The sequence below is a fragment of the Ruegeria sp. HKCCA4812 genome (assembly GCF_013034245.1).
Classification (GTDB): Bacteria; Pseudomonadota; Alphaproteobacteria; order Rhodobacterales; family Rhodobacteraceae; genus Ruegeria.
In genome coordinates this window covers 224,147-237,200 of record NZ_WQFQ01000004.1, presented here as the reverse complement: position 1 = coordinate 237,200, position 13,054 = coordinate 224,147, and the positions used below count along the sequence as shown (strand labels likewise).

Below are 13,054 nucleotides of genomic sequence, written 5' to 3'. Positions count from 1 at the left end.
GATCTGCCGCGCCATTTCATAACACTATGTTATTTTTTCACCAAGTAGATAGGCCTTGAATTATATTTTTGTAACGTTAACGTCGTGAAATCGTCATGTGTGCCGTTTACGCGTTGCGGTCGGTATTCAACGAAGCATCAACCCTGATGCATGGGAGGAATCATGAAAAAGAATCTGCTTGGCGCGATTGCCATCACCACAGCCTTGTCCCCCTTGGCGGCAATGGCGCAAACCGAAGTCCAGTTCTGGCACGCCTTCACCGGTCGCCTAGGGGAACTTGTCAAAGGACAGGTTGAAGAATTCAACGCCAGTCAGGATGAGTTCGTCGTGGTCGAAAGCCACAAGGGCAACTACTCGGAAACCCTGAATGCCGGGATTGCAGCATTCCGGGCCGGTGAACAGCCACATATCCTGATGGTGTTCGAAGTCGGCACGGCGACAATGATGTCAGCCAAAGGGGCGATCAAGCCGGTCTATGAAGTGATGGCCGAAAGCGGCGCGTCTTTTGATCCCGACGCGTATATTGGCGCCGTCAAAGGCTACTACACAACCACTGACGGAGAGATGCTGTCGCTTCCCTTCAACTCCTCGACGCCGGTCCTGTGGGTCAACCGCGATGCCATGCAAGCAGCAGGCGTTGATCCGGACACGGATCTGTCCACTTGGGAAAAAGTCGGCGAAGTGCTCGAGCAGCTGAAGGCAGGTGGCGAGGATTGCCCGCTGGTGACAGCATGGCAAAGCTGGATTCACCTTGAAAACCTTTCAGCCTATCACGACGTTCCCTTTGCCTCACGGGACAACGGATTTGCCGGTCTGGATACCGAGCTGATGCTGAACGGTCCGGTGCAGGTTGCACATCTGACCGCGATGGGTGACTGGGCCAAGGACGGCAAGTTCATCTATACCGGCCGCAGAAACGAAGGTGGTGCGAACTTCCGGTCAGGCGAGTGCGCATTGTTCACCGAAAGTTCGGCCGGATACGCCGGCATCAAGGCAGAGGCCGAGTTCGATTTCGACGTGCGTCCGCTGCCCTATTGGGAATCCGTCACCAGTGAGCCGCAAAACACCATCATCGGTGGCGCGTCTCTATGGGTGATGGAGGGTCATGAGCCGGAAGAGTATAAGGGCGTCGGAGAGTTCCTGAGCTTCCTGTCATCACCTGATGTACAAGCGGCCTGGCACCAGAACACCGGTTACCTTCCAATCACGACAGAAGCGGGTGAGGTTACGCGTGCCGCAGGTTTTTATGACGAAAACCCGGGTACCGACGTCGCAGTGATCCAGATGACCGCGAAAGAGCCGACCGCAAATTCGAAAGGATTGCGCTTGGGATCGTTCGACCAGATCCGGGGCATCATCGACGAAGAGCTTGAGGCGATCTGGTCCGGTGAGAAGACCGCTCAGGAAGCGATGGACAGCGCGAAGGAACGCGGTGATGCGTTGCTGCGCCGGTTCGAATCCGCCAATCAATAAGTCGTAACGTTATGCGGGCCTTTTCAGGGCCCGCATTTTCTTTCTTCGGTGGGTTTTCAGGATGGAAAAACGCGTCACCTTTCGCGGCTGGCTGTTGCCATTGGCGTTGATCGCCCCTCAGGTCATCATTTCCGCTGTTTTCTTTTTCTACCCCGCTGGTCAGGCCATCTGGCAGTCGCTGTTCATACCTGACCCGTTCGGGCTGTCGTCCCAATTCGTGGGGCTCGGCAACTTTGAATTCCTGCTGAGTGACAAGTTTTATCGCGCCTCTTTCGTGACAACGGCGGTGTTTTCCACGCTGGTCACGTTGTGCTCGATGATCCCTGCCTTGTTTCTTGCGGTCATTGCGGATCGATTGATCAAAGGGTCCGGGGTCTATCGGACTTTGCTGATCTGGCCCTACGCTGTCGCTCCTGCCGTTGCGGGCGTTCTGTGGCTGTTCATGTTCAACACGCGCGTCGGTGTCGTGTCGTGGTACCTCGGCCAGCTTGGGTATGACTGGAACCACGTTCTGAACGGCACCGAAGCCATGGGGCTGGTGGTCGTTGCCTCTGCCTGGGGGCGCATAAGCTATAACTTCCTGTTCTTTTTCGCTGCCCTGCAATCCGTTCCAAGATCCGTGATCGAGGCGGCGGCGATTGACGGCGCGCATTTCTGGCGCCGATTCTTCACGATCGTGCTGCCGCTGCTGTCGCCGACGGCGTTCTTCTTGCTGGTGGTGAACGTCGTTTACGCCTTCTTCGAAACCTTTGGCGTGATCCACACGATCACCGGCGGCGGGCCGCAACAGTCGACGACAATCCTTGTCTACAAGGTATTCTCGGACGGGTTTGTGGGGCAGGACCTCGGCTCGTCTTCGGCGCAATCGGTCATCTTGCTGATCGTCGTGGGCCTGTTGACGGTCATCCAGTTCAAATACGTGGAAAAGAGGGTGCATTACTGATGGCGGCCCAACAACACGGAATGGTCGAAAAACGCGGCGCGGGCATCTGGTTGTCCCATGCCCTCATGATCCTCGGTGTCCTGATCATATTTTTCCCGATATGGCTTGCCTTCGTGGCTTCGACCGTGACCCAGGCCGAGATCGTCTCGCCACCGATGCCTGTCGTGCCCGGCGATCAGTTCTGGGTGAACTACAAGGCGGCGCTTTTCTCGGGGGTAAATGTGCCCGTTGCCACGATGCTGTTCAACAGCCTGGTGATGGCAATCGGAATTGCAGTCGGCAAAATCATCATCTCTCTGCTGTCGGCTTTCGCGATTGTCTATTTCCGCTTTCCCGGACGAACGACGTTCTTCTGGCTGATCTTCCTGACCCTGATGCTGCCGGTCGAAGTCCGCATCGTTCCGACGTTCGAAGTTGTCGCTGGGTTCGGCATGCTCAACAGCTATTACGGGCTGATCTTTCCCCTGATCGCCTCGGCCACAGCAACCTTCCTGTTCCGTCAGTTCTTTCTGACCATCCCCGATGAGCTTGCCGAGGCAGCCCGGGTCGACGGCGCGCGACCGATGCGGTTCTTCATCGATATCGTCGTCCCCATGAGCCGGACCAACATCGCCGCACTGTTCGTGATCCTGTTCATCTATGGGTGGAACCAGTACCTTTGGCCGCTGCTGATCACCACCGATCCCGAAATGAATACCATCGTGATGGGTATCAAGCAGATGTTCCCGTCCGGTGACGACTTTGCGCATTGGCCGACGATCATGGCGACGTCCATTCTGGCGATGATCCCGCCGGTCATCGTGGTGGTGTCGATGCAAAAGCTCTTTGTCCGTGGCCTTGTCGATAGCGAGAAGTAAGAAATGGCAACAGTTACTCTAGAGAATGTCAAAAAGAGCTTTGGCCCGACGGATGTGATCCACGGCGTTGATGTCGATATCGCCGATGGAGAGTTCATCGTGATCGTCGGCCCGTCAGGCTGCGGCAAGTCCACATTGTTGCGGATGGTGGCGGGGCTGGAAACGGTTACGTCCGGGGAGATCCGGATCGGCGGTGAACGCGCCAATGACAAAGAGCCCATGGATCGCGACATCGCCATGGTGTTCCAGAACTACGCGCTCTACCCACATATGTCAGTGCGTCAGAACATGGGGTATGGCCTCAAGATCGCGGGGCTGCCCAAGGCTCAGATCGATCAAAAGGTGACCCAGGCGGCTAAGCTGTTGCAGCTTGAACCTTTGCTGGATCGCAAACCCAGGCAGTTGTCCGGCGGTCAGCGCCAGAGGGTGGCGATGGGCCGGGCCATTGTCCGCGAGCCCGCTGTTTTCCTGTTTGATGAGCCGCTCTCGAACCTGGATGCCAAGCTTCGTGTTCAGATGCGTCTGGAAATACGCGAACTTCAGGAAAAACTTGGGATCACGTCACTTTACGTCACGCATGACCAGGTCGAAGCAATGACGATGGCGGACAGGATGATCGTGATGAACGGCGGCATCGCCGAACAGATCGGCACGCCGCTCGAGGTCTATGAAACTCCACAAACGCTGTTTGCCGCGCAATTCATCGGCAGCCCGGCAATGAACATATTCGAAGCACGGCGCGAAAACGGGGCGGTCAAGATCGGAGAAATCGAAGTCGGCCCCTCTGGGGGTCCGGACTGCGCCGTGAAGCTTGGCATAAGACCAGAGCACCTGTTGTCGGATGACAATGGCCCGCTTGAAGCCGCGATTCAGATGGCTGAACCGCTTGGGGCCAACACGTTGCTGCACGGTCACCTGTCGGGCTCTGAAAGCGCGATCACGGCAAGCCTGCCCGGTGTCCACCCGATCGAAGGACGCCATCCGATTATGCGGTTCTCGGTGGCACCGGAGAACATGCATTTGTTTGACCACGCGACAGGCAAAAGGCTGGAAGGCTGATGGCGTTTCAACAGGTTGAGGCCTTTCGCGGTGGGGAGAACCTGATCCGGGTCGTGGGGCATCGTGGGGCACGGGGCGTGTTGCCTGAAAACAGCATGTTCGGCTTTGACTTTTCACTTTCCATCGGCGTCCCGCTTCTTGAGTTTGACGTTGTCCTGACAGCCGACGAAGTGCCGGTCATTACGCACAATCATCGCCTGCATTCGGCCAGTTTCCGCGATGGCAATGGCCTGTTTCTGGCCGGGGAAGAGCCGAAAGTATCCTCGCTGACTTACGAACAGATCCGACAATTCGATATCGGGCGTCTGGACGGCCATTCCGCCTATGGCCAACGTTTCCCGGATCAGGCGCAAATGGACGATGTTCGTGTTCCAAGGCTGTTGGATCTGCTCGATTTGGTCGATGACCCGAAATACCGTGATGCCCATCTGATGCTCGAGCTGAAGTCGGACCCCGACCTGGCCCATGATGCGCTGTACCGAGAGAACTTTGTCCGCCGAGTACTTCGGGATGTTCGCGGCAAGGGTTTATCTTCGCGCGCGGTGCTTCACAGTTTTGATTGGAACCTGTTGGCGGAGTGTCAGAGGCAAGCTCCGGATATGCCTTCATCCTACCTGACGCAACTTCCGGACAATGCCGACGATGTTGGCGAGGATTCCTCAAAGTCCGTTTGCCCGGACTTTCGTGGCCGTCGCGACGAAATTCCAAACTTGGTAAAGCAGGCTGGCGGTTCGCTTTGGTGCCCGTACTTTGCGGATGTAACGCCCGAAAACGTCACGCGCGCAAAAGAGCTGGGCCTGTGCGTCGTCGTGTGGACAGTCAACGAACACGAAGATATCGGCAGGATGATCGATCTGGGCGTGGACGCAATCGTATCCGACTATCCCGGGCGGGTTCAAAGACAATTGTCGGAGTCAGGCTTCCGTTGGGCCGTAGCGCACCGGTGATCCCGGTACCCCGAGGGTGACATGGATGAATTTCCTGCGCCATTTGAAAATTGACTCAAACAAAGGCCCTTCAGCCCATTGACGCTCAGGACTCGCGTGTTTTGCGGCCTGATTTGATGAGAGCCTTATCTCAGGAAACCGTTCTTGGGCGCGCGGCTGACGGAACTCCGGAACACTGCCCCCGTTGCTCTGAGCGTTGTACCCGCAGTTGTCGGGACAGCGTTCTGCACGTTCTCCGATGAATTGGAATTGATATCTGGCATCGGTTTCGGCCATCGCTGACCACAACCGTCATCGACGGGCCGTCACCCCTGACGGATGGCGCCAAAAATTGAGTCACATTAACAACAATCTTGTGATTGCTGCAGTTCTGTCTCTTTTCCGCCGGAATTTGTGCTGATAAGGATAAAATTAAGTGTTGGGGTGTTGTAAGTGCGAGTGGGCAGATGAGAGCCGGAACAAACGGTCAAATAGCTATTTCCTGGTGTCAGACGGAAATTGACGGGCTTGAAGATGCTCCTCTTTCCTGTTTGGCGATCGGATCGGCATGGTCATGGCGTGGTCAAGCAATCGTCATGAGCGAGGCTGCCGAACAAAGCATCGAAAAAATAGGAAATGTCGGGGGCGTTGCCAGCCAGGTGAACAGCCACTTTCCAATTGTCCGTGACATTCCAGGCCACGTGGCCGGAGCCCTTACCCTTACCAATGGTGCGCAGAAGTTCTCTGCCAAGCTTGTTGCCGATGGCAACGATACGTCGCGGGCTCTCGTGTTCGAAGGCGCTTGCCCGCCACGGGATGAAGAGTTCTGGATTGTCGAAGTGACCGAGCTTGCGATGAACCCAAACCCCGCCGCGAAAAGCGGCGCGACGGTAGTTTCTTTCCCGGCCTCAAACTAGGATTTCAAGGCGCCGCCAGACGGTTTCGGCGCGCTGCCGGGTCCGCTGGCTGTCTGCCCTGATCGTTTTTCTGAACTTTGCGGAATGCTGTGTTGACTCCGCCAGCATTGCGGATATAAGCGCGGCTTCATTGGTGTTGGTGGCCCCCGCAAGGGGATGCCTGTCATGGGGGAGACCTCAAGAGGACAACGCCCTTCATAGTGGCCCGTCAGGGCTTCGACCTAACGAAGGAGATCAGCCGTGACCAAACGCACGTCTGCCAAGTACAAAATCGACCGCCGGATGGGCGAAAACATCTGGGGTCGTCCGAAATCCCCGGTCAACCGTCGCGAATACGGCCCCGGCCAGCATGGCCAGCGCCGCAAGGGCAAACTGTCGGACTTCGGTCTGCAGCTGCGGGCCAAGCAGAAGCTGAAAGGCTATTACGGCGACCTGACCGAGAAGCAGTTCCGCCGCATCTACGCCGAAGCCGAGCGTGTGAAGGGCGACACCGGTGAAAACCTGATCGGTCTGCTGGAGCGCCGCCTGGACGCTGTGGTCTATCGCGCCAAGTTTGTCGCAACTGTTTTTGCCGCACGCCAGTTCGTGAACCACGGCCACGTCAAAGTGAACGGCAAGCGTGTAAACATCCCGTCCTACCGCGTCAAAGAAGGTGACGTGATTGAGGTACGTGACAAATCCAAACAACTGGCAGTTGTCTTGGAAGCCGTTGCGCTGGCCGAGCGTGACGTTCCTGACTACATCGACGCCGACCACTCGAAAATGACCGCGACGTTCGTGCGCGCGCCGGGCCTCAGCGATGTGCCTTACCCGGTCGTCATGGAACCGAACCTGGTCGTCGAATTCTACGCGAAGAACTGATCTTCGCCGCAATCGAATTCTGAAAGGCCGCGCTTTTGGCGCGGTCTTTTTTATGGTTTGCCCATGGCGAAGCCGTCATCGCGACATTGCCCGCGACTCCTTAGGGTGTTTTTGGGCAAATGAAGTGCGTGTCAGATCGGCAGGGGCCTGCCTTCGGCGATCGCTTCCATCGCGAAATACGAGGTCACGCTGTCCAGCTCGACCTTTTCGATCAATCGTTGATAGACCTTGTCATATGACGACATGTCCTGCGTTACGACTTTCAGCTGATAGTCGTAATCCCCTCCGATCCGATGAAAATCCACCACTTCCGGGATTGTCAGAACATGGCTCCGAAACGCCTGAAGCCACTGGGCAGAGTGGTGTCGGGTGCGGAGCATGACGAAGACCACAAGGCTCAACCCCAGTTCTTCTCGTGCGATGCGGGCCGTGGATCCGATCAGCACACCGTTTTCGTTCAGGGCCTTCAAGCGCCGCCAGCAGGCATTCTGGGACAGGCCAACCCGATCCGCCAATTCCCGCTGTGACAGGGTGGCGTCCTTTTGCAGCTCTTTCAGAATGCGTGTATCAATTTGATCTATTTTTGATGTCATAACTGATCATATGACACAAATTTTTTAAAATCCACGCAAAGATATGTGAAGTTTTCTCGGGCCAGAAATATCACATTGGTATGGCAGTAAGGAGCCAATGTCATGACCCTGTCCAAATTTCGTGCGGAACTCTGTTCCACCGCTCACAATTCAAATCTGCGCGATGGGCTGATCGGCGAGAACGTTCTGATCCCGGGTCTGCTTGGAGACGTGCCGCTTGTCTATGCGGATTACGTCGCTTCGGGCCGCGCGTTGCGGCAGGTCGAGGATTTTGTGGCGCAGGACGTATTGCCGTTTTACGCAAACAGTCACACCGAGGCCTCCTACTGTGGGTCCTACATGACACGTCTGCGCCGCGAAGCGCGGGCGGAAATAGCCCGCATTGTTGGCGCGCGGGAAGAGGACGCGGTGATCTTTACCGGGTCCGGCGCCACTGCGGGGCTCAATCGGTTGGTCAGCCTGCTAGGGGTGGCAGAGGCTGACCAGCCGGTTGTCTTGATCGGCCCGTACGAGCATCACTCAAACATTCTGCCGTGGCGCGAAAGCAAGGCACGTGTCATCGAAATCCCCGAGGCCGAGGGCGGTGGTGTGGACCTGCATGCGCTGAAAGCCGCGCTGGAGGCCCATGTGGATGCCGATTTGGTGGTCGGATCCTTTTCTGCCGCGTCCAACGTAACGGGCATTGTCACCGATCCTGATCCGGTCACGCGGATGCTCAAGGCGTATGGTGCCTTGGCCGTTTGGGACTATGCCGGTGGTGGGCCCTACCTGCCGATGGACATGGGGCCGGAAAGGGCCCGAAAGGATGCGATTGTGGTTTCGCCGCACAAGTTTCCCGGTGGCCCGGGCGCGTCAGGCGTTTTGGTTGTGAACCAATCGGCCGTGAAACGGACGTGCCCCAGCTGGCCCGGCGGTGGAACCGTCAGTTTCGTGTCACCGTGGCGGCACGACTACAGCACCGATCTGTCCACCCGGGAAGAGGCCGGGACGCCCAACGTGATCGGAGACATTCGTGCGGCGCTGGCCTTCATCGTCAAGGATGTCGTCGGAACGGACGAAATCGCCCGGCGTGAGGCGCAGTATAATCAAATGGCGCTGGACGGCTGGAAGAACAACCCGAACCTGACCCTGCTTGGGGTCGAGAAAGCGCACCGTCTGCCGATCTTTTCCTTCCTGGTGCGCGACACTGCGGGCCAGCCCGTGCATCAGCAGCTGTTCACGCGGATGCTCAGCGATATCTACGGCATTCAGGCGCGGGGCGGCTGTGCCTGTGCCGGACCCTACGCCCACCGCTTGCTGGGGATCGATCAGGCAACGTCAGAGGCGCTGCACGCTGCCTTGTCCGCCGGGGAAGAAATGAAAAAACCCGGCTGGGTGCGTCTGAATTTCTCATATCTGATGAGCGAAGAGACGGTTCAGTTCATCATCGACAGCGTCAATGACCTGTCGCACCGGACCGAAGAATTCACGCCTTACTACAACGCTGACCCGGCAACAGCGCGCTTCAAGGCCGCATGAGGGAATTGCCGCTTTTCTCAAACCTTTGAGACAGGTATGAGAGGCCCATTCAACGGAGCCTCTCATGACCAAGATCACCCCACAACCCGGCATTATGGACATCGCGCTGTATCAGGGCGGCCAGTCGCATGTGGCGGGAGTGGAGCATGTGATCAAGCTGAGCTCGAACGAGAACCCGTTTGGACCCAGTCCCAAGGCCATAGAGGCGGTGCGCGACAGCGCGGCCACTCTGCATCGTTATCCCAGCACCGACCACGCGAGCCTGCGCGCGGCCATCGGCGCACGCCATGGGCTGGACCCTGCGCGGATCATCTGCGGTGTCGGCAGCGACGAGGTATTGCAATTCGTCGCCCAGGCCTACGCGGGGCCGGGGGACGAGGTGATCTATACCGAGCACGGGTTTTCCATGTACCCGATCATCGCCCGCATGGCCGGCGCGACGCCGGTCATGGTGGCCGAACGTGACCGCAAGGTGGATGTGGATGCCATTCTCGCCGCGGTGACGGGGCAGACGCGGATCGTGTTTGTCACCAACCCCGGGAATCCAACTTCGACCATGATCCCGAACGACGAACTGGAACGTCTGGCGTTGGGTCTGCCCGACGCCTGCCTGATGGTTCTTGATGGCGCTTATGCGGAGTTTGTCGATGGGTTCGATGGCGGGGCGTCGCTGGTTGACGCCCATGAGAATGTAATCATGACGCGCACCTTCTCAAAGGTGTACGGGCTGGGCGGAATGCGTGTCGGATGGGGCTATGCGCACCGCCCGATCATCGACGTGCTGAACCGGGTGCGCCAGCCCTTCAACCTGTCAATGACCGCATTGGCGGCGGCTGAAGCTGCGGTAAACGATGTGGAATTCCTGACCTTCTGTCAGGCCGAAAACGCGCGCCTTCGCGTGTGGCTGGCCGATCAATTGGCCAAGGCAGGCGTGCCGTCGGACCCGTCCTGCACCAACTTCATCCTAGCGCGTTTCGCCGATCGGGCCGAGGCCGAGGCCTGCGATGACTACCTGAAAACGCAGGGTTTGATTGTCCGCCGGGTTGCAGGCTACAACCTGCCGAACGCCTTGCGGATCACCGTGGGCGACGAAGAAGCCTGCCGCCGTGTGGTTGCAGCGATCACTGCATTCAAAGAGGGCGCAGCATGAGCCAGATTTACGACCGCGTTGCGCTGATCGGGCTGGGCCTGATTGCTTCGTCCATGTTCTGGGCGATGAAACGTGCAGGGCTGGCCCGGGAAGTGACGGGTTATGCCCGGTCTGAAAAGTCCCGTGAAACCGCGCGCAGGATCGGATTGTGTGACCGTGTTTGCGACACGGCACGCGAGGCGGTCGAAGGCGCCGATCTTGTCGTGCTCTGCGTGCCTGTGGGGGCTATGGGCGCAGTTGCAGAAGAAATTGCATCCGTGCTGAAACCCGGTGCCACCGTTTCGGATGTGGGTTCGGTCAAGCGGGGCGTCATTCGGGCGGTGCAACCGCATATCCCCGACGGTGTGCATTTCGTCCCCGCGCATCCTTTGGCAGGGACCGAGCATTCCGGCCCTGAATCCGGGTTTGCCGAACTCTTTGACAATCGCTGGTGCCTGTTGGTCCCGGTCGAGGGTTCGGACCCGGATGCCATTGCCCGCCTGCGCGCGCTTTGGGAGGGTATGGGGTCGAATGTCGATGAGATGGATGCGGATCATCACGATCTGGTCCTCGCCGTAACGTCCCATGCGCCGCACCTGATTGCCTACACGATGGTTGGCGTGGCCGACGATCTGCGACGGGTAACCGACAGCGAAGTCATCAAATATTCGGCCGCCGGCTTCCGCGACTTCACCCGGATTGCCGCGTCCGACCCGACCATGTGGCGGGATGTGTTCCTGTCCAACAAGGATGCGACGCTGGAAATCCTGGGCCGGTTCACCGAAGAGCTTTTTGCCCTGCAACGCGCCATACGCACCGGCGACGGCGATCATTTGTTTGACTACTTCACCCGCACCCGTGCTATTCGTCGCGGCATCATCGATGCCGGGCAGGATACGGATGCGCCGGACTTTGGGCGGGGAAAGGCAAGTTCATGAAACTGCGCTGGGGGCATATTCTGATCGGGGTCGTGGCTTTGAGCGCCGCGCCGGTTCAGGCCGCGCCCCTTGACCAGTCTTTGGTGCCCCTCATGCGCCCTTTGACTGTTGAGCAGGCTGTCAGCGCGCCTGCCCCTTCTGACATTGCCAACCTGCGTCCGGTTTCGCGTCCGGTTTCCCCGCAAGTCACCGCTGCGGCGGCGCGCCCGTCGGAACTGCCGCTTCTGGGGCCGGACACGTCCTTGATGCCTTATTTGCGGCCCGAGTCTGTCGAACAGCAGGTGTTGTTCAAAAGGCGCAAGCTGCGCAAAGGGTCTGTTTGCGGGGATATTGCCATTCAAGGCAAACCTGTTGGCCGTGTGGGCAGCAAGAATTCAGCCTGCGGTGTCAAGGATGCGGTGCAGATCACCTCGGTTTCGGGTGTGATGCTCAGCCGCCCCTCGACGATGGATTGTGGCACCGCCATTGCGTTGAACAAGTGGGTCGACAAGACCGTCAAACCCACCTTCAAACGCCGCGGGCCCGTGGTCGAGCTGCAAATCGCCGCCCATTATGCCTGCCGAACCCGCAACAACCGCAAAGGCGCGCGGATATCCGAACATGGCAAGGGTCGTGCGATCGATATCTCAGGTTTCAAAATGGCTGACGGTGAGGTGGTGACCGTCCTGAACGGGTGGCGCAAGAACCCTTCTCAGAAACAGCTCAAGAAGATCTGGCGCGGGGCGTGCGGCCCGTTTGGTACCGTGCTGGGACCGAATTCCGATCGCTATCACAAGGATCATTTCCACCTTGATACGGCCCGCTATCGCAGCGGACCCTACTGCCGTTAACGCAGGATCAGGCGCGGGGCAGGGCCCAAAGGCAGCGGCCCGAGCGCCACGAAACCATCGCGGAAATTCAGTTGCAGATCCAGCGCGTTGGGGTTTCCGCCCAGCCCTGCCAGAAAGTTCAGCCCTCGGGTGACGGGATCTACGGCCTGATCAGGAAGGGCTCCTGCCGCGTTTGCCATTGCGATCATATCCCGCCAGTTTTCGGCTTTGACGGCAATCTCTCCGGTCGGGATACCTTGGGCGTCCACATCCAGATCGCCTGTCGCGAACAGGCGCAGCTCACCCCATTTGATCTCGGCCAGACGCAGATCGATGGCCACGGGCTGCGGACGGCTGTCTTCGAGGGCGGACCGGCTCCAAACCTTGTCGAAAGTGGTGACCATATCCAGTTCCAGCGTCTCAAAGCTCTGCGGTAATGAACTTGCGGAATGCATCAGGGCCCGCAGGTTTTCCCCCGGTGTAAACCCATCCGCGCGGGCGGTGATGGAATAGGCTTCTGAAATTGGCGTTTGTTCCATGATCAGGCTCAGCGTGTCGCCCGAGGCCAGCTTGGTGGAGTTTTCCGTCACCAACCAGGCTCCGGCCGTCAAAGCCATTTTCTCCAGCACGAGCGAGACGCCGGGCTGCAATTGCAGCTCGGCAAGCAATTCGTCGGCCACAATTGTTGATGTCTGGTCGAAATATGACAGGCGTTGCGGTGTGTCCGCGAACCGCAATATCTGACGACCGGGCCAGATGGCGGGGCTTTTGAATTCGATCCAATCCGCGCTCCATGCCGTGCCGTTCACCGGATCCGCCAGCGCCAGATTGTTCAGACGGGTCATGTGGTGGGTCGGATAGCCCGCTGTCGCGACATTCGAGAAATCCGCTTGCCAGCCGCGCGCCTCCTGCTGTTCGAACCAGCCAGTGATCGCAGAGCGCAGGCCATATCCGGCGACGAACCAATAGGCGCTCCATGCCAGGGAAACAAAAATCAACACTCGTATCAGACGCATTCGAAAGGCCCTTTT

At 58.3% G+C, this 13,054-nt stretch carries 13 protein-coding genes; 11 read left to right on the top strand and 2 right to left on the bottom strand.

All coding sequences use genetic code 11. The features are described from left to right. Window positions 1-162: 162 nt before the first annotated feature. The 7 genes from ugpB to rpsD all read left to right on the top strand — a co-directional run bounded on the left by ugpB (window position 163) and on the right by rpsD (window position 7,036). Window positions 163-1,473, top strand: coding sequence for a sn-glycerol-3-phosphate ABC transporter substrate-binding protein UgpB (ugpB, locus tag GOW04_RS13645; RefSeq protein WP_171232901.1), 1,311 nt, complete (start codon window positions 163-165; stop codon window positions 1,471-1,473). A 61-nt stretch (window positions 1,474-1,534) separates the two neighbouring features. Continuing rightward, window positions 1,535-2,416 (top strand): sn-glycerol-3-phosphate ABC transporter permease UgpA, encoded by an 882-nt coding sequence (gene ugpA, locus GOW04_RS13640; RefSeq protein ID WP_152459032.1) that lies wholly within the window; start codon window positions 1,535-1,537, stop codon window positions 2,414-2,416. Window positions 2,417-2,436: 20 nt separating this feature from the next. Then, a complete protein-coding gene (gene ugpE / locus GOW04_RS13635; protein ID WP_152459916.1) occupies window positions 2,437-3,273 on the top strand; it encodes a sn-glycerol-3-phosphate ABC transporter permease UgpE in 837 nt (278 codons plus the stop codon). 3 nt (window positions 3,274-3,276) lie between these two features. Next, complete coding sequence (locus tag GOW04_RS13630; RefSeq protein WP_171232900.1) at window positions 3,277-4,332, top strand: sn-glycerol-3-phosphate import ATP-binding protein UgpC; 1,056 nt, start codon at window positions 3,277-3,279, stop codon at window positions 4,330-4,332. Further along, window positions 4,332-5,279, top strand: a complete 948-nt coding sequence (locus GOW04_RS13625) for a glycerophosphodiester phosphodiesterase family protein (RefSeq protein ID WP_254430148.1) — start codon at window positions 4,332-4,334, stop codon at window positions 5,277-5,279. Before GOW04_RS13630 ends, GOW04_RS13625 begins: the two co-directional genes overlap by 1 nt. Window positions 5,280-5,638: 359 nt before the next feature. Further along, window positions 5,639-6,175 carry a hypothetical protein gene (locus tag GOW04_RS13620; RefSeq protein WP_171232899.1) on the top strand — a complete coding sequence of 179 codons (537 nt, stop codon included), beginning with the start codon at window positions 5,639-5,641 and terminating at the stop codon, window positions 6,173-6,175. A 240-nt stretch (window positions 6,176-6,415) separates the two neighbouring features. Beyond that, window positions 6,416-7,036, top strand: a complete 621-nt coding sequence (gene rpsD / locus GOW04_RS13615; protein WP_152459028.1) for a 30S ribosomal protein S4 — start codon at window positions 6,416-6,418, stop codon at window positions 7,034-7,036. Window positions 7,037-7,167: 131 nt separating this feature from the next. Here rpsD and GOW04_RS13610 read toward each other — a convergent pair whose 3' ends face one another. Continuing rightward, entirely contained in the window at window positions 7,168-7,629 is a 462-nt protein-coding gene (locus GOW04_RS13610) for an Lrp/AsnC family transcriptional regulator (RefSeq protein WP_152459027.1), read from the bottom strand. A gap of 102 nt (window positions 7,630-7,731) precedes the next feature. On the opposite strand from GOW04_RS13610, the gene GOW04_RS13605 reads away from it, so the two are divergent. From GOW04_RS13605 to GOW04_RS13590, 4 genes are all read left to right on the top strand, one after another. Then, window positions 7,732-9,147: an aminotransferase class V-fold PLP-dependent enzyme gene (locus GOW04_RS13605; RefSeq protein WP_171232898.1), complete on the top strand. Its 1,416-nt coding sequence runs from the start codon at window positions 7,732-7,734 to the stop codon at window positions 9,145-9,147. Between the two features lie 64 nt (window positions 9,148-9,211). Continuing rightward, window positions 9,212-10,297: a histidinol-phosphate transaminase gene (gene hisC / locus GOW04_RS13600; RefSeq protein WP_171232897.1), complete on the top strand. Its 1,086-nt coding sequence runs from the start codon at window positions 9,212-9,214 to the stop codon at window positions 10,295-10,297. Continuing rightward, window positions 10,294-11,214 carry a prephenate/arogenate dehydrogenase family protein gene (locus GOW04_RS13595; protein WP_171232896.1) on the top strand — a complete coding sequence of 307 codons (921 nt, stop codon included), beginning with the start codon at window positions 10,294-10,296 and terminating at the stop codon, window positions 11,212-11,214. The genes hisC and GOW04_RS13595 overlap by 4 nt, the downstream gene beginning before the upstream one ends. Next, entirely contained in the window at window positions 11,211-12,044 is an 834-nt protein-coding gene (locus GOW04_RS13590; protein WP_171232895.1) for an extensin family protein, read from the top strand. The genes GOW04_RS13595 and GOW04_RS13590 overlap by 4 nt, the downstream gene beginning before the upstream one ends. On the opposite strand, the gene GOW04_RS13585 is transcribed toward GOW04_RS13590, so the two are convergent. After that, window positions 12,041-13,039, bottom strand: a complete 999-nt coding sequence (locus GOW04_RS13585; RefSeq protein ID WP_171232894.1) for a DUF2125 domain-containing protein — start codon at window positions 13,037-13,039, stop codon at window positions 12,041-12,043. The genes GOW04_RS13590 and GOW04_RS13585 overlap by 4 nt on opposite strands. Between the last annotated feature and the right edge of the window lie 15 nt (window positions 13,040-13,054).